Genomic DNA, 21,652 nt, shown 5'->3' with positions numbered 1-21,652 from the left:
CTGAAATCCGGGCCAAGCCTCACGATTTCACCGATATAAGGCCTCATTATGAACCATGTATCTTTCCTCTTCGAAATGGAAAGGGCTTGGCCATTGGAGTGGGGCCGCCTTCATGCTGGCCCATCATGCTATCCGAGCCGTCTCAGGACCGCGAAAGGCAGAGGAGCGAGCAGCTCGCCGGCCGCGGTCCAGTCATTCTCGATTGTGACATCGCGGCTTGTGATCACCTCTCGCCAACGGCCTTCCGGCAATGCAATGGATGTGTCGCCCCATATGGCGCCCGGGAGGGGTATTTGGCCATCCTTGGCAAGCGAAGCCCAGAGACGCGGCACGACGACGGCCAGGGTTTCGTCACGGTGCTGTCTGGTGAAGGCGATCACATGGGAGGCTTGTGAGCCTTCGGCGGCAAGGGGACGGTAATCTCCATTCGCATAAAGCGCGGGGGCCTCGGCGCGGTCGCGCAGCAGGCGCATGAGGATATGCTGCTTGATGCGGCCGTCGCGCCAATTCTCAAACAGGGTCGCAAGGGGTACGCCGGCATCGAGTGTCTGCGCACGCGCCGCGTAATCGACCGGACGCCTGTTGTCTGGATCGACGAGCGAGAAATCCCAGGACTCGGTTCCCTGATAGATGTCGGGCACTCCTGGCAAAGTGGCCTTCAATATCGTGCGGGACAAGCCGCTCAGCGCCCCGAGAAAAGCGAGGCGATGGGCGAGGGGACGGAAGCTTTCGATAAAGGCGCTTTCAGGCTGGAGAAATGCCGCCAGGAGAGTACAGGCAGCCTCTTCATAGGCCGCATGGGGAGCGATCCAGCTCGTCTGCCGCTTCGCTTCGCGGAGGGCCTTGACGACATAGGTCTCCATCCGTTTCCGAAATTCGGATAGGCTTTCATCGTCGTCCGCCAGCAGTTCCAGAGGCCATGCGCCGAGAAGTGCCTGTAGCAGGATGATCCGGTCGTTCGCATCGGGGGCCAGTGCGCCGCCGACCTGGGTGAGATCAGGGGTGGCGAGTTCACGCCAGAGATCGAGAGCCTGCGCCCACTCCTGCGGCATTTCGGACAGGGCGAGGAGACGGGCGCGGGCGTCTTCGCCCCGCTTCGTATCATGGGTCGCCGTGGCGATCATTCCATTCGGCCAGTTCCGCGCGCGTGCCTCGTTGGCTTCATGAAATTCGCTCAGGCCGAGGCCGAAACGGCACGGGTCTCCACCGACCTCGTTGAGAGCGATCAGCCGCCCGTAGCGGTAGAACAGCGTGTCCTCCAGGCTCTTGGCCATCACGGGGCCGGTCAATTGCTGAAAACGGCGAGTGAAACGCCGGATGACATCATCGGGAGTATCGACGGCCTGTATTTCGATCCGCCCCAGGAGGACGGCTGCGATGAAATCATGTCCGGTGCAATCAGGCAGGGAGCTTGCGCCTTTGGCGGTATCGATGGCGGATGCGATCAGCTCCACGTCTTCGGGTGCAGGTTCGTCCCTGTCGAGATAGCTGCGATAGACTGGGAAGGCTGCGACGATATCGACGAGGGCCTGCCGCAGGAGCGGTATCGTGAGGTCGCGCGTCCGGCGATCCGCATCGGCAATCCGTTTGAGATCTGCGACAAGTGCCTCCAGCTCACTTGTGAAGTTCGCTGCGACGATCTCCCCCTTCGCCCATCTGAGCAGGGCCACATTGCCATCATGGAGGCCCGATGCATTGCGATAGAGACGATCGAGCGTTTCCTCCGCTCCGGAATCGACTAGCACTCCGTCGATCAGGTTGAGAGCGTCGTATCCGGTCGTCCCCGCCACGGGCCAGCGGCGAAGGTCCTCGCCCGGCTCCAGGATCTTCTCGACAACAACGTAGAAACCGGGACCGATTCTGTCCTGGAGCGCATGCAGATAGCTCTTCGGATCGGCCAATCCGTCAATATGGTCGATCCTGAGGCCGTCGATCCATTTTTCATCGACGAGACGAAAAATCAGGTCGTGGACCCGTTCGAAAATTTTCGGGTTTTCGATCCGGAGGCCTGCCAAGTCGTTGATGTCGAAGAAGCGGCGATAGTTGATGTCGCTCGACGCAACACGCCAATAGGCGAGACGATAGCTCTGCTTTTCCAGAATGAGGTGGAGAATGTTGTGACTCTCTGGGATGCCGGGGGCGCCGTTGATCGCGGCGACGGTCCTCTCGATGGCATTCTTTAGGATCGGCTGGGTGGCAACGGCGTCCGCCAATCGTCGCTTTGCCTTATCGGCCTCGCTTGGAAAGTGCCTGTGGCGCTCGGGCGAAGCTTTCGTGTCCATCCGTTGCAAGGACTCGGTCAGCTTTGAAAGCTCAGAGGACCCTGAGAGGTTTTCCAGAGAGGCGAGCGCCTGGTCGAGCACCATCGGATAGGTGGCTGGATTGATCGGGAACCGATGCTCCCAGTGCCAGATGCTGAAACTTCCCTCGGTCGGATCGAAGGCCAGCCTGAGATCGCTTTTTTCGAGGGTATCCCCATATGATGCGCCGAGAAACGGAACGACGAGCTTGCCCTGTGCACCAACGCGTTCCCAATCAATGTCGAACGCCTCGGCGAACGGCGAAAGCCGGCCCCATTCGAGAACTGAAAGCCACCAGCGATTGTCCTTGCCGCCGATGCCCATGTGATTGGGAACGATATCGAGCAGCAGTCCCAATCCATGCGCCTTCAACGTATCCGAGAAACGGCGGAAGCCTTTCTCTCCGCCGAGCTCGGGATTGATGGCAGCGGGATCGACGATGTCGTAGCCATGCATCGAACCGGGACGTGCGGTCTGGATCGGCGACGCATAGACGTGGCTGATCCCGAGTTTCGCCAGATACGGGACGATTGCGGCCGCATCGTCGAAGGTGAAGTCCTTGTGGAATTGCAGGCGGTAGGTGGCGCGTGGCGGGGGCGATGCGAGGGCCGCTGCGCGAGGGCGCGCATCCCGCCCTTCCTCCGCCAGTGCAGCGGCCAGTTTCGCAAACCGGCTGCCGGGCGCCGTCATGGCCTCGATCTGCATAGGAAGACGCCGGCGCCAATTGGGATGGCCTGCATCCGGTCCCGGCATATTGGCTTGGTTCAACTCGCCGGCTGCGTCCTCCATCTGCAGGGCCATGAGCTGCGATTCCGTTCGGACGAGATAACGTAGGGCGCCTCCGAGAGGGACTTCATTGGGCGGGTCGGGTCCAGGAAAGAGACCTTCGTCGAAGAGCGCTTTCGCAAAATGCATCCGGTCGGCCGCGCGAGCCGCCCGTTCCGCCTCTGCCCGTTCCGGCTCGAACACGCCGAATGTCTGGCGCAGGTCGATATCGAGACCGCGCCACCAGCCTGCGAACGTGGGAAGGTCGTGGGTGGTCAGGGCGGCGAGGGCCGAGCGCGGATAAAGCTCCGGTCGCTTGAATCCGCCGCCTTCCTCCCGCTCGAAAGGCAGCACACGATAGCTGAGGATGCCCGAGGCCATGATGGCATCCGAGAAACCCTCTGGGGCGGTGCCGAGATCCTCTGCGATCACGAGGCAGCGCGCCCGATGGCTTTCCACGCGCAGGACAGCGAGCATGGCCTCGAACGGATAATCCACATAGGCGCCCTGCGTTGCCGGCATGTCGGACGGGATCAGGAAAAGGCGCTGCAATTGAAAGGCATGGTCGATCCTGATCGCGCCCGCATGAAGCATATTGGCCGCAACGAGCTCGCGGAACGGAGCGAGGCCTTGCGTCTCGAGGTCGAGAGGATTGAATGGCGGCAGGCCCCAGTTCTGGCCTTGAGGCCCAAGCGGGTCGGGCGGCGCACCGACCGAGAGTGTTGCCGCGTAGCGCTCCGGCGCGGACCAGACCTCCGAACCGCCGCGATCCGCGCCGACGGCGAGGTCGCGATAGAGGCAGATCGGCATGCCAGCCGCATGCGCACGTTCCGCTGCATTTGCGAGTTGTCGATCCGCGAGCCATTGCAGCCACGCATGAAAGGTAACGCGCTCCGCATGCTCCGACCGGAATCGATGCACCGCGTCCGAGCGAGCCGAACGATAAGCTTCGGGCCAGTCTCCCAGCCACCGGAGACCCTGCGCGCGGAAATGTTCCGAGAGCGCCTCGAAGGTGGCGTGCGCCTCCAGAGCCTCTCCACCGGCGCGACGGAAGTCCTCGAAGGTGGAGTGATCCTGCCGGTCGCGATGGCGATCCCAAAGAGCATCGAGAAGCTGGCGCTTCAGCCGCCACACCGCTGCATGATCGACGAATATGCCCTTTCGAAGTTGGGCGAGGCGCTCCTTCATCTCGGGCCCATCGAAAAGGCGTGCCGCTTCGCTGCCGTTGAAGCCGTCGATGGCCGTCGGATCGATATGGATAGACTCGAGAAACAGACGGGACGACGGGGAATAGGGTGAAATCTTCGAACGATCGGCCGCGAACAGGGCATGGACTGGGCTGAGCCCCAGAAAGGCTCCGCCGAGCGCGGCCACGCGCTCTGCTGCCAAGGCTACATCGCTGTAATCGCCGATGCCGAAGTCGCGTTCCGAGCGCAGGGAATAGACTTGGGCTGCGGCACCCCATAACCGGCTTTGGCCCTGCAAGATATCTGGTTGCCAGCATTTGCTCGGGGCCGCGATGAGCGTCGCCGTGGTCTCCCCGATCGTGAGGTGATGATAGCCGACAGGAAGGGGAGGGAGATGGAGTGTACCCTCGTCCGGAACATGCCCTTCCTGCGTTGTGCCGCTTTCCTCGATAAGCTGCCAGCTCGCCGCATGTGGAGCGCTCCGCAGGCGAAGCCTTGTCGGATCACCTGCTTCGACAGGAACGAGCGCTGGAATCGTGCCGCCTTTCAAGCGTTTCAGGCGGAGGAAGCTTTCTCTCGCTTCGTCCTCGCTCCGAACGCCGAGGCCAAATCCTTCGAGCATGGCTTGCCGTGTCTCGAGGCTGATGTCGACGCTCCGGCCGAAGGCGTCCGTGTAGCGAGGAGCGATGCCGACGAGTGCGGCCATGCGATCAAGAAGGGCGTTCAACCTGCTCATATGGGCGGGCCTTTCAGGATCGCGCCGGTCCAGGATGGGAGGGTGAGGTTTTCGCCGTTGAGCGTAACACCCGGACTCGACCAGACGACACGGGCTGCCGCATCGCTTTTCCTGACCGAGACCGTATCGCCGAAATTCGCAACCAGTCGCAGTTGCCCCGTGGTGAACGACCAGGTGACATCGATCATGCTCGCTGACGGTGGCGCACGATGTGCGCCGTGGAGCTCGCTCTTCAGAAGCGGTATGATCTCCATTCGGCGCAGACTGAGCAGACGCCGCGTTTCCGACAGGGCATTCCTGTGCGGAGATCCGCCGATCTCGGCCCAATCGAGTTTCGAGCGCATGAAAGTCGAACAGTCGGTAGGATCGGGAATGCGGAGAGACGTTTCGGGGTCGGCGAAGGCCTCGAAGCGCGCGAACTCGCCCCGGCGGCCCTCACGGACGGCTTGGCCGAGATCGGGTTCGCTCTCGAAGTCGACGAAGTACAGGAATGGCGTCGAAGCCGCCCATTCCTCCCCCATGAACAGAAGCGGCACCTGCGGCGCGAGCAGGTGCAGGCTCCGCGCGAGCGAGAGACGCGCCGGTTGAACAAGGTGAGACAGTCGTTCGCCGAATGCGCGGTTGCCGATCTGATCGTGGTTCTGGAGGAAAGAGACGAAGGCCGTCGGCGGCAGATGGGAGGAAGGCTCGCCGCGAGGCTTGCCGCCTGCATGCTCCGATGGCTCACCCTGGTAGGCGAAACCCTCTGCAAGCGCGCGGGAGAGATGCACCACAGGCTTCTCCGCGTAATCTGCATAATAGCCCTCGCGCTCTCCGGTGAGGAGGGCGTGCCAGGCATTGTGGATGTCATCGGCCCATTGCGCCGTGTGGAGGCGTGGATGGCCCGCCGCGTCGCGTCCGAGCCAACGCGCTTCATTGGCTTCGTTTTCCAGCACCAGGTGAATTTCGCGGCCGGGAAACGTGTCACGAATGCGGGTTGAGAGTTCTTCGATGAAATGCGGCCTGCTATCGTCCGCAATGGCATGGACGGCATCGAAACGCAGCCCGTCGAAATGATATTCTTCGAGCCAATAGAGGGCATTGTGGATGAAGAAGTCGCGGACGGTGCGGCTTCCGTCGCCGTCGACATTGATCCCTGCGCCCCAGGGTGTCCTGTGCCGGTCGGTAAAGAATGGCTCGGCATAGGCGTGCAGATAATTTCCGGATGGCCCGAAGTGATTGTAGACCACATCCAGAAAGATCATCAGTCCGAGTTCATGCGCACTCTCGACCAGCTGCTTGAGATCTTCCGGCGATCCATAGGCGGCGGCAGGGGCGAAGGGCAGGACCCCGTCATAGCCCCAGTTTCTCCTTCCGGCGAATGCGCCGAGGGGCATCAGCTCAATGGCGGTGATCCCTAGATTACGAAATGCTTCGAGCCTCCCCACCAGGCCGGCATAAGTGCCCTCGGGCGTTGCCGTGCCAACATGGACCTCGTAGAGAACCGTCTCCTCCCATGGCCTTCCTGCCCAATCTGAATCGGACCAGGCATAAGCCTTCGGATCGATCACGAGGCTCTGGCCATGCACATTGTCGGGCTGGAAGCGTGAGGCAGGATCAGGGACGGTCAGCGCGCCATCGACCCTGTAGCTGTAACGGCTTCCCGGGCGGGCCTCCGGCGCCGTGAGGCGATACCAGCCATTGCCGTCCCGCTCCATGGGGCTCTCGGTGCCGTCGAGAACAAGGTGGATGTCGCGCGCGGTCGGGGCCCAAAGGGCAAAGTGGATACCTTCGGGTGTCGTCTCGGCTCCGAAAGGCATCCTATGAAACCGCCGCATCGGATCTCCAGGGTTATGGAAAGAGTTAGCGAGCCTCTCTCGGCGGGCAAGGTTTCATCGCATGCGAGGGAGGGCTAATCCGCATCGTCAACCCCCGCGAAATATGTCGTGCCTGGCTTCGGAGGGCATTACGCCATTGCTTCGGAGTAATGTGCAGATCATAGGCATAAGCATGAAAATAACGTGGGATGCTTGGAGCTGAGATAGTAAAATCTGCTTACCCTTTCAGCATATGTCCAATATCTGAATGATTCAGTGAGCAATTTTTCTGAATATGGGATGTTGATCCTAAACTCATGTGCCATTTTACTTTTGCCGTGACTTTAGATTGTCGTTAAACGCATGGGAAGCATGCGCTCACGTGATCGATAATCGGGTTGAATTCTAGGGACGTGGTGGTATGTTGCATTTTGCTGCATTGCACAAGAACGGCGGGCTCGACGATCCGCGACTTTTGGTTGGAACGCCTCGAGGGAGGTTCAGAAAAAGGGAAAATTAAAGGATAAAACGATGATTCAATTGCTTATGATGACCAGTACCAAAATTGCAGTGGCTCTCCGGGATGTGCGCCGCTATCTCGGCATCCTGACCGAGCAGGAAGCCCGTCTCGCCTATCTCGAGCAGGCCCAGGACAGGGTAGACCTCGAATGGCGGATGCGGGAGCTCGACCGTCCGCGCCGGACCGTCTCCTTTCCCGGTAATAACTGGAATCTCTGAATTTAAAGGCCTTCGCGCGGCGATAGGCTTCTATTCTGCTTGGCTTCGGGAGAGTGGTCCCGTCGATGCGGGCCGGTAGCGCAAGTAACAGCATAGGCGACGACGTCATGCGCTGTCCGGCCAGTGCCCTCCGGGGTCCGGCGATGGCTGGAGCAATGTCTCCGGACAGACCTAAAGCCGGTCTATCATGGGCTGAGTGATCAGGCAGACGCCGTTCTCGGTACGGCGGAAACGGCGCGCATCCTCCTCCGGCTCTTCTCCCACCACCAGGCCTTCCGGGATCACGACGCCCCGGTCGATGACCACCTTGTTCAAGTGGGCCTTGCGGCCGATCGTGACATAGGGAAGGACGACGGCCTGGCTCAAATATCCATAGGAATGGGCCATGACGCCGGTGAACAGGAGCGACTTGTCGATCCTTGCGCCGGATACGATGCAGCCATCGCAGACGAGCGAGCTTGTCGCCATGCCTCTGCGCCCATCCTCGTCGTGAATGAATTTCGACGGCGGGGTGATCTCGCCATAAGTCCAGATCGGCCAGCTACGGTCGTAGATGTCGAGTGAAGGCACGAAGTCGGTCAGGTCGATGTTGGCCTCCCAGAAAGCATCGACTGTCCCCACGTCCCGCCAATAGGGCTCGACTTCAGCGCCGGAGCGCACGCAGCTGTCCGAGAACCGATGGGCCACGGCTTTGCCCTGCTTGACCAGACGAGGGATAATGTCCTTGCCGAAATCATGGAGCGAGCTTTGATCCTCGGCGTCCTCGCGCAGCAGGTCGACCAGCGTCTTGGTCCGGAACACGTAAATTCCCATGCTGGCGAGCGCCATATCCGGGTTGTCGGGCATTGCCGGAGGGTCCGCGGGCTTTTCGACGAAGTCGATGATGCGGCCTGTCTCATCCACCGCCATGACTCCGAAACCCGTCGCTTCCATGCGCGGAACCTCGATGCAGCCGACCGTCACATCGGCTCCTGAATCCACATGCTGGGCGAGCATCCGCTCGTAATCCATCTTGTAAACATGGTCACCGGCCAGGATGACGATGTATTCCGGGTCGTAGCTCTCGATGATGTCGATGTTCTGCGTAACGGCATCCGCTGTGCCCAGATACCACTTGTCCTCGGCCACGCGCTGCGATGCGGGCAGGATGTCGAAACCCTCGTTGCGCTCGGCCCGGAGAAAATTCCAGCCTCGCTGCAGGTGTCGGATGAGGCTGTGGGCCTTGTACTGCGTTGCCACGCAGATCCGCCGGATGCCGGAATTGAGCGCGTTCGAGAGCGCAAAATCGATGATGCGGGATTTGCCGCCGAAATAGACGGCAGGTTTGGCGCGCCGATCCGTCAATTCCATCAACCGGCTGCCACGGCCGCCGGCGAGGACGAAGGCCATGGATGCACGCGAAAGATTGCCTGAAACTCGCTCTTCCCTAGTAAAAGTCCTCTCTTCTCTGGTCATCGTTGGCGTCCTCCACTGTTGTTGGTGGGCAAGCCGACCGGGCGACGCGTTTATTGCATGAACTCGGCCAGCTTGTTTTCTGCGATGAAGCGTTCGAGATTGTCGGGGGTGACGACCTGGTAGCCCGTGTCGATCCGGGCCGGGACCGGTTCGCCCTTCGCCACGGCGATAGCGGTTTTCACGCCCTCATAGCCCTGGCGGTACAGCATCTGGGCGACATCGGCCTGAATCCATCCGGAGCGCAGAAGAGCGAGCGCATTGGGCGCGCCGTCGAAGCCGATGACACGCACGCGGCCTTGCTCGAAACCGAGGGTTCGCAGGGACGTGATAGTGCCGAGGGTGCCGTCGTCCCATGCATTGGCGACAACGCTGGCTTTGGGATGCGCTTTCAATGTCTCTTCGACGCCGATGCGTGCTTCCTCGACATCCCAGGATGTGTTGACCTCGTAGACGGTGGCGTCCGGCTTGAGCTGCTTCAAGCGCTCGAGAAAACCCTGGCGACGCTCGCGCCCTGTCGATTGGTGGAGGTCGCCGTTGACGAGCACCACTTCGGCTTGATCCGCGATCTGACCGGCGACCCATTCAGCCTGGGCTGCTGAAGCCGCGACGTTGTCGGTCGCGACGTAGCTCTTGGCGCTGCTATCCTCGATTTTCGTGTCGACGGCGATGACCGGGATGCCACGCGCCGCAACCCGCTGCACGACCGGGACGACGCCCACGGAGTCGATGGGGGCAAGGACGAGCGCCTTGATGCCCTGCGCGGCGACGAGTTCGATTGCGTTGACCTGATCTTCGAGCGCGCCGTGCGTGCCGGGGCCGCCGACAACCAGCTTGACCTTGGCTTCGCGAGCCGCATCCTCGGCCCCCTTATTGATGAGGGCCCAACCTTGGTTCGCCGCCGATTTCGTGACGTAGCCGATAACAACTGGCTCGTCGGCGGAGGCGCCAGATGCTGCTGTTACAATCGCGGCGGCCACGAGGAGCTTGAGAATGGTCCTCATCCGATCTCCTCCATTGCGGTTGATCAGGGCGTGAGGCTTCCGACGTGAGCGGCGAAGGAGGTCGAATGGCTCCGCCGGAATGTGGCGTGGTCATTGCTGGCTCCTCAAGAAGGCATCGACCGCATCCCGGCTCGGCAGCGATGGGATGGCGCCGCGGCCCATGGCCGTCAGCGCACCGGCCGCGTTGGCGAAGCGGAAGATGGCGTCTAGACGCTTCGGATCTTTCGGTATCTCTGGTTCCGCCAGGAGGCCGGCGATCAGGCCGGCCATGAAGGCATCGCCGGCTCCCGTGGTGTCGACCGCGTCGATATGAAAACCCGACACCTTCCCTTGCGTTTCAGACGTCAGCCAATAGCTGCCAGCACTCCCGCGGGTGATCGCCATGAGTTGCAAGCGGGGAGACCAGAGACTGCGGGCGGCAGCGATGGGGTCGCGGTTGCCGGTGAGAAAAACAAGTTCCTCCTCGCAGACTTTGACGATCTGAGCCTCCTTCAGACCGAGCTGCATCCCATCGCGTGCCGCGTCCGCGTCGGGCCAGAGGGCCAGGCGCAGGTTGGGGTCGTAAGTGACGATCTTGCCGTGACGGTGGGCAAGATCGACGGCATGAAGCGTGCTTGCGCGCGCCGGTTCCGCGATCAGGCTGATCGAGCCGAAATGGAAGGCGCGGGCGTTCCTGATCGCCTCCTCGTCGACATCCTCCGGCATCATCAGCATGTCGGCGCTGGGACTGCGGTAGAAGAGAAATTCTCGCTCGCCGTCGGCGCGCAGGGAAACGAAGGCGAGGGCGGTATGGGCCTGCCTGGTGAAGCGCAGGGGCGACACGTCCACACCTGCACTACGCAGCGTGTCGGCCAGGAAATGGCCGAAGCCGTCGTCGCCGACCATGCCCATGAAGGCGCTGGACACGCCAAGCCGTGCAAGGCCGGCCGCGACATTGGCGGGGGCACCGCCTGCGGCTTTCTTGAAAGCCTCGGCATTCCCCATGTCCTGGCCGGTTATGGTGGGCACGAAGTCGATGAGCAACTCGCCGAACGCCACGACTGCGGCCATTTCGCCTTTCCTCCGCTAGAGCATTTTTCACGAACCGGAGTTCATGAAAAATGCTCCCTCTTCTTGAAAATGCTCTCGTGAAGTTGGCCCGGAGCGCAGGGCCCCGGGCAAAAGCAGTTCAGCGCGGTGAGGACCAGCCCTTGTACTCACCCACATTCTCGCGCGTGATCAGGCTCGACGGCATGAGGATCATGGTGTTCTCGGGTTTCTTCCCGTTCATGATGTCATAGCCGATCGTGACCGCCTGCTGCGCCATCGCGTAAGGATCCTGGCTCGCCGAGGCCGCAATGGACGTATCGCTCTTGAGCGCCGATTCCATATCGGGCGCGCCATCGACCGAGGTGATGACGATGCCTTTGCGGCCGAGCTGCTTCGCGGCCAGGTCGGAGCCGATGGCTTGCGGATCGTTGATCGTGAACACGCCTGCGATATCCGGAAAGCGCGTCAGATAGCCCTGCATCACGTTGAGGCCGCCCTCGCGGGAGCCCTTGGCATCCTGATCGTCGGAGAGGATCTTGATGTTCGGGTTCTTCGCCAAAACCTCCTTGCACCCATTGACCCGGTCGATGACCGCGGAGACCTGCGGGCCGTTCTCAATGATAACGTTGCCTTTGTCGTTGATCTTGTCGGCAAGGTACTGGCAGGCGATCTGTCCTGCCTGGACATTGTTGGTCTGCACTGTCGCATCCGCGCCCGCTGCTGCGACATCGACCGCGACGACCACGACCCCGGCCTGTTGCGCCCGCTTGACCGCCGACACGATGGCTTTGGGATCGGCCGCGTTGAGCAGGATGATATCCACGCCGGAGGCGATGAAATTGTCGATCTGGTTGAACTGCTTGTTGAGGTCGTAATCGGCGGAAGTCGCCGTCACCTTGGCGTTCGGGTTGATTTCCTTCGCCTTGGCCTCGGCCCCTTTGGCCAGGGCGACGAAGAATGGATTGCCGAGCGAGCCCAATGTCACGCCTACGGCCTTGAGTTCCTTGGCGGAGGCGGCACCGGTCGCGATCGCCAGTGCCGCACCTGCAAACAACAGCTTCTTCAACATCGGATATTTCCTCCCTGGCCCCGTTTGAGCTCTTCCGGCGGCGGGCCAGCGTGCCGACGGGGAGCCAGGTGCCGGCGGTTCCGCCGGCAGGGAGAGCGGCGCCGGTCAGGTCCGCGCGCTGCCCTGGAGTCGAATGCGGTCGAGGGTGACTGCGCCGATGATGACGAGGCCCTTGATGATGAACTGCCAGATGTCCGATACGCCGAGCAGAAGCAGCCCGTTGGTGAGCACGGCGATGATGAGAGCGCCGATCAGGGTGCCCCAGATCGTGCCGATACCGCCGACGAAGCTGGTGCCGCCCAGGATCACGGCCGCGATCGCATCGAGCTCGTAGGCCTGCCCGAGCTGGAGGCCGTTGGCGGCGTAGAGCCGCGCCACCGACATCACGCCGCCCAGTCCTGAGAGGAAGCCGGAGACGCAATAGACGAAGAGCAGCACGGCCCAGACCTTGATGCCGGAGAGTCTGGCTGCGGTCGGGTTTCCACCGACGGCGTAAATGCGCACGCCCAATACCGTCCGGCGCAGGATGAACCAGGAGAGCAGCACCACGATGATCGCGATCACGGCGAGCCAGGGAATGACGCCAAAAAGGGATGCGTTGCCGATGAAGGCGAAAGAAAGATCGGGGTTGAACACGGTGGTGTCGCTGCCCATCAGGCGCGCGATGCCGCGCACGGCGGTGAGCGATCCAAGCGTCACGATGAAGGGCGGGAGCTTCAGGAAGGCGATGAGCGCACCATTCAGGAAACCGAAGAAAAGGCCCGTGATCATGCCGGCGGGAATACCGAGGAGACCCCAGCCTGGGATCAGCGATGCGAGCACGGCGGCCATGGCCGAAGCGGCAAGGATCGAACCGACCGAGAGATCGATGCCGCCGGTAAGGATGACGAAGGTCATGCCTGCGGCGAGCACGGTGTTGATCGAGGCCTGCTGCGCCACGATCGAAATGTTCTGGGCCGTAAAAAATCTCTCATCGGTCATGTAGTGGAAGGCGATGCAGAGGAGGATCAACACGGGCAGCATGCCCACGGCCTGGATGATGCTCCGTATCTGGACCTGTCGCGCCGACAGCCCGGCCCTGCCTGAGGCCGCGGCGCCTGCGGCGCCCGTTCCGAGCGTCTCGTTCTCCGACATGGCGTCCCTCCCTGTTCCTGCCAGTCCGCTCAGGCCGCGGCGGCGCCGGCGGCGTAGGCCATGATGTTTTCCTGGGTGATCGCTCTTCCCGATGGGCCACCGACCTCGCCCTGGAGCTGTCCCTCGCGCATGACGAGCACCCGGTCGCAGATGCCGATGATCTCGGGCAGTTCGCTCGAAATGACGATGATTCCGATGCCTCTGGCGGCGAGTTCGTCGATAATGCGGTAGATCTCTGACTTCGCGCCGATATCGACTCCGCGCGTCGGCTCGTCGAGGATCAGCAGCTTGGGGCCGATCTCAAGCCAGCGCGAGAGCAGCACCTTTTGCTGATTGCCGCCCGACAGGCTGCCGACCATGACGACGGGGCTTGCCGCTCGCACCCGCAATGTCTTGAAGGCGGCTTCCGCACGGCGCCGCCCCGAGCCCAGATCGAGAATGCCGCCCGGGCGGGAATCGCGGTGAATGACGCCCATATTGATGTTGTCGCCGCAGGACATGTCGAGGAACAGGCCCAGCGCCTTCCTGTCCTCGGTCAGATAGGCGATGCCGAGGTCGAGCGCCTGCAGGGGCTCGTTGATCGTGACCGGCCGGCCGTCCAGCAGGATCTCGCCGCCGGCCTTGGGATCCGCGCCGAAGATCAGCCGCGCGAGTTCGGTACGGCCCGAGCCGACGAGGCCGGCGATCCCCAGCACTTCTCCCTGATGAAGCTGGAAGCTGCACGGCTTCACCCGCTTGCCGCCGTCGGTCAGGCCCCTAACCTCGAGGATGACGGGCCCCCGGCTGGCATGCGGATCGTGCTGCTTCTTGTAAAAAGTCGACAGATCGCGACCGACCATCATCTTCACCAGCGCCTCGGCGGTAATCTCGTCGCGGTCAAGCGTGCCGACATAGGAACTGTCCCGGAGCACGGAGACGCGGTCGGAGAGCTCATAGACCTCGCCCATGCGATGGCTGATGTAGATGATGGCGATGCCGTCGGCGCGCAGTTGGCGCACGAGCGTGAACAGACGCTCTGTCTCGCGCGAGGACAGGGCGGTGGTCGGCTCGTCCAGCACCAGGATCTTGGATTTTTCGTGCAGCGCCCGGGCGATCTCCACGAGCTGCTGCTCGGCGATCGACAGGGTGCCGACCGGCGTTTCTGAGCTGAAGGGCGCGCCGAGGCGCTGCAGGACCGGGCGGCATTGCTCGTACATGGCCTTGCGGTCGATCAGGCCGCGATGGTGAATCTCGGAGCCGAGATAGATATTTTCCGCCACTGTCAGATTGGGAGCGAGAGCAAGCTCCTGATAAATGATGGCAATGCCATGCTTGCGGGCGGCAATGGGGTCCTTGATGTCGACGCGTTTGCCATCGATCAGGATTTCGGCTCCGGGATCGGGCTGGTAGGCCCCGGAAAGGATCTTCATGAGCGTCGATTTGCCGGCGCCGTTCTCGCCCATCAGGGCGAGCACCTCGCCGCCCCAAGCTTTAAGCTGGACGCCGTTCAGCGCCTTCACACCGGGGAACGTCTTAGAGACGTTTCGCATCTCCAGCGTCGGAACGCGCTCGTGTGGCTTCTCCGGCATCGTCCTCCTCCCTTGCTTGGGTCAGGAACGTCGATCCCCCAGGAACTCCAGTCCGGCTTCGGCGAAGACCGAACTCTCGCGTCAGACTGAAATCAAGACGATGCGAATGAATTGCCGAGCCAAGGGTTGCATCGAACATATCAGCTGCGTACCTCTCGGTTCTTAAATCATCCCAGGTCTTTATTCTTAAAATTTTAAATAATTCCACAGAAATTACTTCTGATAATCGTTGTAAGCTTCACTATAAAAGTGATTTCAACGCTCGATTTTGTTCTAAAATTTACTATAATTAGGCGATGTCGTCAAAATTATTATGAAAATAAATAACATTGTTGCGGCTTTCGAGGTCTCCTTGATCTTGTGGAAAGGTGGTCATAGTTTTCGTTTAATTGCAGGTTACCTTGCGTTCTGAAAATATAGTTCCTGATGTCATAGTATAGTCTTATTAATTCGAAATGTTTGTGTTGGAAATTTCGTTTTACCTCGTAATATTTTATGGTTTCGTCAAAGGTTCTCGCAAAGGTTCTCGCAAAGGTTCTCGCAAAGGTTCTCGGTGGCGGTTCGCGTTGATCGACTAAAGTCTCGGACCTAAAAGTGGCTTCCACTTTTAGGATCATCGATGCTTTCTCCTTGGATGAGAGCATCGTGTGGCCGCAAAATCGGGGCCACACGATGCTCTAGGCGTCCTGTTCCAGACGGGCCAAGATCTATCGAGATCTTCGTGGCGGCTTGGCTGTCCGTTCAAACCGTGAGCGAATTCCGACCGGCGTTGGGCATGGCCTGTTTCATCGCATCGGTGCGGTCGTAGGATGGCTGGCCGGACAGTTGGGGAGCGAAGCCCCCATGGCGCTATTAAAGTGTCCCTCCGGCCCGGGCCCGTTGGCCGTCATTCAGGCTGGCATCAAGACGGACGCAGGCTGTCGAGACTTTAGCGCCGCGTGTCCGAACACGCATGAGTGTCAGTACCGGGAATGAACATGGTCCCGCTACCGAGGCAGTCGCAAAGGTCGCGATACACGGAGACCAATCGCTCGCGTGAGCGGTTCGACCCGATCGCGCGCTCGATGCGGCGCGCCAAGCTTCCGTGTTCCAGCATGACCTCCCATTGCAGCGCCCATCGGGACGCGTCGATGATCTCGCTGTCGGCCAGGAGGCCCACGATATGTCGCCAAAGGTCGCGCGCCCGGCATCGAAGCCCGGGAAAGCGAAACAGGCCCAGGTAGGTCGCGTCGTCGATCACCGCGTCCTCGGCATCCCTGATGCAGGTTTCGAGTATGCGAACCAGATTTTCGGTCGCGATGGAATGTAGAAGGTTTTTCGGGCCGACCGCCTCGCGATACAGGAAATGCACCGTCGCGGCCACCGCCGCCGCGACCGCCAGGTCGGCTTCCGGACATTCCTGCGTATCGATGACCCGGATTTCGATCGCATTGCGGTCGAAGCGGGCGATGGCGCCCCGTGCGTTGAGCCATTCGTGCCGCAGGGCGCCGCGAGGATCGGCCCGGGTCATCGCAGCGTACATCGGCTCGAGGACGGTTCCCTCATATGCCTCCCGGCTCGTGACGGTATCGGGAATGACGCGACCCGTGACGAGCGGATAGGCGTCCGAGTTGCATCGATAGGCCTGCATGCGGAAATCTCTGCAGCCCGTCGCGCGCTCGTCGGCGATGGGAGAGCTCGCGGCCAGGGCGGGAATGATCGGCAGGACGAGACGAATGCTTTCGTGCAGCCGGGCGAATTGCGCATCGTCGGCGAAAGGGAGATTCAGGTGCATGCTCTGGAGGTTCGCCCAGCCATGCGTCCTCGTGTCGAAAATGCGCCGGTAGGTTCGGTAGATGTTGTGCGGGTCGATCGGCCAGGGATGGGTCTCGGTGAGGGGATTCATCCACGGATGCATGGCCGTCGGGATCAGGCGGGCCCCGTGTCCGAGAAGGGCATCGTTGATGGCGGCGACCTCGTTCCGAAACGATTCCGCGAGATGTTCCAAACGGGCGGCTGGAAGGAGGTTCTTAACTTCCAGCATATGGAGGACAAACTCGTTCGACCACCCGAGGAGGCCGCGCTCGACTGTGTCCGCCCCCGGCCCGGCGGCACTTGCCAGTATTCGGTCGGCGATCGGACGGCAGTCCAGGTCATCGATCCCGACGATGCAATATTCGATCTCGACGCCGAAGCCCGTGAATGCGTCCATCGGTTTCATCGTTCCCGCCTCGACGTTCGGATTGTCGTTGATTTCGATGAGGTAGCATTTCCCGTCAGACTCCTCGAGGGCGACGCCGTAAAAGCCGTCTCCTATCGGGTCGGGGGCAGCGAGCGTAGTCTCGATCCTGTAAACGATCCATCTGTCGCCCGCGCGATCGAACCGGAGCGTGCATGACGGGATACGCAGAAGGTCGAAGATTTGCTCGCAGATACAGTTCAGGAGGCCGACGGATCGAGATGGATCCTGGAAGGGGGGCGCGGCAAATCCGTCGCGATAGAGGCATATGCGAGGTCGGGCATGCCAGCGGCTGCGGCCGGGCAGGTGAGGGCGGTGTTGCGGGCGCAGCCTTCGGATAAACGAGTGGTGTCGACGATGGTCGCAGCCTCAGTTCGCGGCGATTCCGGCGGGTCCTGGCGCATTCTTGGGCCGACCCTGTTGCGGGATCTCGAAGCGGGCCTCCTCCGCCTTGTGAACGTATTGGCTCGCGACCAGCACGCCCTTGAAAGGGCGGATCGGCGGAACGCAGCTCAGCAGAAGGAACGGCAGCGTTGTCGCAAAGTGCACCCAAAGCGAGGGCTCGTAGGCTAGCTCGATCCATACGCCGAACGCCGTTGCCGGGACGGCCATCGTCATCATGACGAAGAAGGCGGGCCCGTCGGCCGGGTCGGCGAAGGAAAAATCGAGGCCGCACGCCTCGCACCGGGCCGCGAGCGTCAGGAAGCCGTTGAACAGACGGCCCTTGCCGCATTCGGGGCAGCGGCATTTGAGGCCGAACTTGAGGACAGAGTCTTTCGCAGCCAGTTTTGTGCTCATGTCGGATCCTCTAGTTGCTTCCTTGGATTGCCAGGGTGTCGGCTTTGTGTATGGATTGATTATCCATACATCATGTAGTAGCCATTCTTTGAATATGATAGAGCTTGAGCTGTCACATGACGGCTTGATCTTAACCGCTTCGAATGGCGTGTATGTCAAGTGTGAGCCATACATTCGAAAGACAAGAGGGTCAAGAAACCGTGCTGTCCTGGATGCCGCAGATCGAGAGCGGAAGTGGGCCCAAATATCTGGCCATCGCCGAGGCCCTGCTGTCCGACATCCAGGCGGGCCGGCTGAAGCCGGGCCATCGCCTTCCGCCGCAGCGTTTGCTCGCGAAGGAACTCGGGGTCGACCTGACCACCGTCACGCGGGCCTTCAACGAGGCGCGTCGGATGGGGCTGATCGAAGCCAATACGGGGCGGGGGAGTTTCGTTGGTGGAAAGGCACCGGGGCGGGACGGCGCCGCGCCTGCCACGTCCCCGATCATCGACCTGAGCATGAACATGCCTCCACAGCCACCGCAAGCAAAGCTGCGGGAGCGGATCCAAGACGGCATCGCGGGAGTTCTGAATTCGCCGCATGGCCTGCTGCACCTGCACTATCATGAGAGCGCGGGGGCCGGACCGGATCGTGCTGCGGCCGCGGGCTGGCTGGAGCGGCGGTTGGGAGCGGCCCCGGTCGACCGCGTCATGGTGGTCGGGGGAGCCCAGACGGCTCTCTACGGAATCGTTAGAACCCTGCTTCGTCCAGGCGATGCCATGTGCGTTCCGTTCCTCACCTATCCTGGCCTGCGGGCGATTGCCGAGCAGCTCGAGATACGCCTGGTTCCGGTGGCCATGGATGCCGAAGGGCTCGATCCCGCCGCGCTTGAGGAGGTATGCCGGCGCGAGAAATCGAAAGCTGTTTATTGCGTTCCAACGATCCATAACCCCACGACGGCGACCATGTCGCTCAAGCGGCGTGAGGCGATCGCCGAGATTGCCCGACGCCACAGGCTCGCGATCATCGAGGATGACGCCTACGGAGCATTGCCGCGGCAGGTTCCTGCGCCGATCGCGGCCCTGGCGCCGGATATCACCTGGCACATCGCCACGCTGTCGAAATGCGCGACACCTGCCCTGCGGACGGCCTTTGTCGTCACGCCGGGACTCGCGGATACCTTGAGCCTTGCCGCGGAAATCCGGGCCATGACCCTCATGGCCTCGCCACTCATGGCAGCCTTGGCATCCAAGTGGATTCTCGACGGGACCCTGGATGCCATCACGACAGCCATCCGGGAGGAAAGCGCCGCCCGACAGGCGATCGCACGCCGGATCCTGCAAGGACTGGAATTCCAGGCACATCCGGAAGGGCATCATCTCTGGCTGACGCTGCCGGAGCGGTGGCGCCGGGCCGATCTCAACCTCTATGCGCGGCAGTCGGGCCTCGCCCTGGTGTCGAGTGACGCCTTCGCGGTGGGGCCTGCCCCCGATGCGATCCGTGTCTCTCTCGGGGCTGCTCCGAACCGGACAGTCCTGGAACGGGGCCTGGACTTGCTGGCGACAGTCCTGTCGCACGGACCCAGCGCCCTAACCTCGATCGTCTGATTGTAAAGGTTACGAGAAGTCCGATGTTCTCGCCCGGGGCCTCTGTGATCGCATAGGCGGATCCGGCAGAGCAACTGCTTGAATAAGCGCATTGACCAGGAACATCAGCGTATCCGGCCCATGCTTGGCTTCCAACTGTTTTCCAGGCGCGGACGGCGCTCGCACCATTCTCGACGACATCGAGATGGTCCATATGATGAGGAAATGGCGGGCGACATATGTCCGCAAGAGGCAGCTATCGCCTGCTGAACAAATCGACCTGCTCGCTGCATGAACGTTTTATAAAGCTTTCCATCCCCTTCTCGTCTTCACTTCAAATTTACGACTTAACCTCGGTGTGAGGTTTGAGCGGGCTCGTCAATCAGTCGTGCGAAGACATGGCTATCGGATGCATAATTGTCCGCCGCGGTTCTGGTCGACGGGAGTTGGAAAAGCTTGAAAAAATCTAATCCCAGCTTACCCTTTTGCGATACTCTCACCATCGGCCAAATTATGAAGAATGTATGGGTTCTGCTCGGATTCCTCGCAGCAGGTCAGGCCTGCGCGCAGGATTTTGAGGTTGGTCGAACTGGATGGGAGATAGAGCGCCTGTCCAGCGATTTTGTTCTTCTTCGGACGAACGTCGTCGTGCCTGAGCAAGGTAACCGGCAAGGTCGGCAGGGATTGCTCATCCTGACCTGTGAGCGAGGTGTCCGTCGGGTGCGGTTTCAGATCGGCGGTGTCCCTCGAAGCCCAAGCATAAACGCCTCGTCTCACGGGCGTGCCATCGTTCGTGGATGGTTTCATGGCAAGAAGGATCCATTATTCCCGATTTACCCGCCTGTGCATTTTTTTGACGACGGCAGTTTCGAGTTCCGGGAAAGCACCACCTTCAACGATTCAGTGATGAGAGGAATCCTGAATATCCTTCGCAAAACTCCTGATCGCCTTGAAATCGTTCTATTCAAGGGACCTGAGACCCGCGCGTTCCGATCCGGGGCGGCGATGCAATTCAGATTGCAGGGCCTCGATAGCAACCTCGGGAGTATCTATGGGTTCGAAGGCCTCTGCTTCCATGTCGACGATTAGGGCCTCGTGCTTTTATCTATTGCCTAAATGCTCCGTGGGCTTCTGCATATCCGGCGCCATTGCGCATGCGGTTTCCGTTCCGTGGCCCAGCCGTTTTCCCGTCGCAACTTGCATTGGAATCTCTGCCGCATCGCAGATGTCCCTTTCGGCGGGCCTAGGCCTTTCAGGGTGGACTAGGCCATTTGGGGGAGGGTAACGTGAAGGAAAGCCTAGGCTAATAAGCCGAATCGACTCACGTATCGAAATGTCTAAAGGATAAGGTAACACAAGAGCTGGGGCGCTGGTTTCTATGGATCCAGGGCATAGGACTTGTGGATCTGCGGCGTAATGCCGCGAAATTCTATCCAGGTCAAGGATCAGGCATCATGAAGTCCCTCGTAACGCGTTTCGTGAAGGACGAATCCGGCGCAACCGCCATCGAATACGGTCTCATCGCCGGTCTCGTATCAATCGTAATTATAACAGGATTGAATATCGCGGGACCCAAGCTCAAGTCGGTTTTCGAGCAGATTGGTAATGCGCTCCCGAATGCTCCGGCTACTCCGCCTGCTCAGTAATAATTGGGTTTAACTCCAGACGACGAGGCGGAAGATGCTGAAGCTCTATCCGCTTCGTTGCCTCCAAGCCGATCACGGCAGTGAAGCTTGTTACAAAGCTTGTGAATGACCGCTCCAATTATTGCAATAGCTGCAAGCTTGTGTTTCATCCCGTTGTTATTATGGGCGGGTGCTTTTGACCTCGTGACGATGAAGATTCGGAACGAACTCGTTCTTTTTCTTCTTGCGAGTTACGTTGCTCTGGCTCCGCTCTCCGGGCTTGGCTGGGTGGACATCGGATGGAGCGTCGCGATTGCCGCCGGCATTCTGGTCGGCATGTTCATTTTGTTCGGGTTCGGCTGGGTCGGTGGCGGTGACGCCAAGCTCGCGGCCGTGATCGCATTGTGGCTCGGGGCGGATCATGCTCTCGCCTACGTTCTCTACACGGCGCTGTTCGGCGGGATCCTGACGATCGCACTTCTTCAGTTTCGCTTAATGGTATTGCCTGCACAATGCCTCAACGTGCCCTGGATCATGCGGTTGCATGCTCCGGAGACCGGCGTCCCTTACGGGGTCGCAATTGCAAGTGCGGCGCTTTTCATCTTCCCGGGGACGCATTGGATGAAAGCTCTGACCTGATGTGACCGCGCGAAGTAACGCCGCCATGA

Annotated in this window: 15 protein-coding genes; 5 read left to right on the top strand and 10 right to left on the bottom strand. The window is 60.8% G+C overall.

Annotation, left to right across the window (positions count from 1 at the left end):
- Positions 1 to 128 precede the first annotated feature (128 nt).
- Positions 129 to 4,988, bottom strand: a complete 4,860-nt coding sequence (locus AB4Y97_RS07725; RefSeq protein WP_441998443.1) for a malto-oligosyltrehalose synthase — start codon at positions 4,986 to 4,988, stop codon at positions 129 to 131.
- A complete protein-coding gene (treZ, locus tag AB4Y97_RS07720) occupies positions 4,985 to 6,805 on the bottom strand; it encodes a malto-oligosyltrehalose trehalohydrolase (protein ID WP_441998442.1) in 1,821 nt (606 codons plus the stop codon). Before treZ ends, AB4Y97_RS07725 begins: the two co-directional genes overlap by 4 nt.
- 510 nt (positions 6,806 to 7,315) lie before the next feature.
- Between treZ and AB4Y97_RS07715 the strand changes: the two genes are divergently transcribed.
- The gene (locus tag AB4Y97_RS07715; protein WP_441998441.1) at positions 7,316 to 7,522 is read left to right on the top strand and encodes a DUF3563 family protein; all 207 of its coding nucleotides are present in this window, start codon (positions 7,316 to 7,318) and stop codon (positions 7,520 to 7,522) included.
- Between the two features lie 171 nt (positions 7,523 to 7,693).
- Here the strand turns inward: AB4Y97_RS07715 and glgC are convergent, their stop codons facing one another.
- From glgC to AB4Y97_RS07675, 8 genes are all read right to left on the bottom strand, one after another.
- A complete protein-coding gene (gene glgC, locus AB4Y97_RS07710) occupies positions 7,694 to 8,977 on the bottom strand; it encodes a glucose-1-phosphate adenylyltransferase (RefSeq protein ID WP_441998440.1) in 1,284 nt (427 codons plus the stop codon).
- A 50-nt stretch (positions 8,978 to 9,027) separates the two neighbouring features.
- Positions 9,028 to 9,978, bottom strand: a complete 951-nt coding sequence (locus AB4Y97_RS07705) for a sugar ABC transporter substrate-binding protein (RefSeq protein WP_441998439.1) — start codon at positions 9,976 to 9,978, stop codon at positions 9,028 to 9,030.
- Between the two features lie 90 nt (positions 9,979 to 10,068).
- The gene (locus AB4Y97_RS07700) at positions 10,069 to 11,028 is read right to left on the bottom strand and encodes a PfkB family carbohydrate kinase (RefSeq protein WP_441998438.1); all 960 of its coding nucleotides are present in this window, start codon (positions 11,026 to 11,028) and stop codon (positions 10,069 to 10,071) included.
- Between the two features lie 118 nt (positions 11,029 to 11,146).
- Positions 11,147 to 12,076 (bottom strand): ABC transporter substrate-binding protein, encoded by a 930-nt coding sequence (locus AB4Y97_RS07695; RefSeq protein ID WP_441998437.1) that lies wholly within the window; start codon positions 12,074 to 12,076, stop codon positions 11,147 to 11,149.
- A gap of 105 nt (positions 12,077 to 12,181) precedes the next feature.
- Complete coding sequence (locus AB4Y97_RS07690) at positions 12,182 to 13,210, bottom strand: ABC transporter permease subunit (protein WP_441998436.1); 1,029 nt, start codon at positions 13,208 to 13,210, stop codon at positions 12,182 to 12,184.
- A gap of 29 nt (positions 13,211 to 13,239) precedes the next feature.
- Positions 13,240 to 14,778 (bottom strand): sugar ABC transporter ATP-binding protein, encoded by a 1,539-nt coding sequence (locus tag AB4Y97_RS07685; RefSeq protein ID WP_441998435.1) that lies wholly within the window; start codon positions 14,776 to 14,778, stop codon positions 13,240 to 13,242.
- A gap of 928 nt (positions 14,779 to 15,706) precedes the next feature.
- Entirely contained in the window at positions 15,707 to 16,969 is a 1,263-nt protein-coding gene (locus AB4Y97_RS07680) for a carboxylate-amine ligase (RefSeq protein ID WP_441998434.1), read from the bottom strand.
- A 396-nt stretch (positions 16,970 to 17,365) separates the two neighbouring features.
- Entirely contained in the window at positions 17,366 to 17,794 is a 429-nt protein-coding gene (locus tag AB4Y97_RS07675) for a DUF983 domain-containing protein (RefSeq protein ID WP_441998433.1), read from the bottom strand.
- A gap of 200 nt (positions 17,795 to 17,994) precedes the next feature.
- Here AB4Y97_RS07675 and AB4Y97_RS07670 point away from each other — a divergent pair, with 200 nt between their 5' ends.
- From AB4Y97_RS07670 to AB4Y97_RS07655, 4 genes are all read left to right on the top strand, one after another.
- Positions 17,995 to 19,380: an aminotransferase-like domain-containing protein gene (locus AB4Y97_RS07670; protein WP_441998432.1), complete on the top strand. Its 1,386-nt coding sequence runs from the start codon at positions 17,995 to 17,997 to the stop codon at positions 19,378 to 19,380.
- A 396-nt stretch (positions 19,381 to 19,776) separates the two neighbouring features.
- Complete coding sequence (locus tag AB4Y97_RS07665) at positions 19,777 to 20,448, top strand: hypothetical protein (protein WP_441998431.1); 672 nt, start codon at positions 19,777 to 19,779, stop codon at positions 20,446 to 20,448.
- 365 nt (positions 20,449 to 20,813) lie between these two features.
- A complete protein-coding gene (locus AB4Y97_RS07660) occupies positions 20,814 to 21,005 on the top strand; it encodes a Flp family type IVb pilin (RefSeq protein WP_441998430.1) in 192 nt (63 codons plus the stop codon).
- Positions 21,006 to 21,110: 105 nt separating this feature from the next.
- Entirely contained in the window at positions 21,111 to 21,623 is a 513-nt protein-coding gene (locus tag AB4Y97_RS07655) for an A24 family peptidase (RefSeq protein WP_441998429.1), read from the top strand.
- Positions 21,624 to 21,652: the final 29 nt, after the last annotated feature.

It is taken from the genome of Microvirga sp. 2TAF3 (assembly GCF_052114965.1).
GTDB lineage: Bacteria > Pseudomonadota > Alphaproteobacteria > Rhizobiales > Beijerinckiaceae > Microvirga.
This window is presented reverse-complemented; position numbering and strand designations above follow the sequence as displayed.